This window comes from Klebsiella sp. K47 (assembly GCF_051858335.1).
GTDB lineage: Bacteria > Pseudomonadota > Gammaproteobacteria > Enterobacterales > Enterobacteriaceae > Klebsiella > Klebsiella pneumoniae.
On sequence record NZ_JBPYUI010000169.1, the window covers coordinates 1 to 249 of the forward strand.

At 41.8% G+C, this 249-nt stretch carries 1 pseudogene; it reads right to left on the bottom strand.

The features are described 5' to 3' along the window. Window positions 1-249, bottom strand: a pseudogene (locus RRF55_RS27565) (type II toxin-antitoxin system HipA family toxin); the annotation flags it as partial.

The window sequence follows — 249 nt, forward strand, 5'->3', positions numbered from 1 at the left end:
CACAAACTTCAGGATGCTCTTGCTGAGCGGGAAATTTGATCAGCCAAGCTTCATGTTGATGTGAGCTAACTGTTGAGAATTCGTTGGTGACAGGATCACGATAGATGAGCGCTTTTGGCCTTGCACCTTGTGGAGATCCACCCATAATTAATAAATGCTGTAAAAATTCTGCACCTTCTCCTTTGAGAACTTCCTGAACTTCTTGAGCGAGTTTAATAAGTGGGGTATTTTCAGTTAATGCTAAATCAG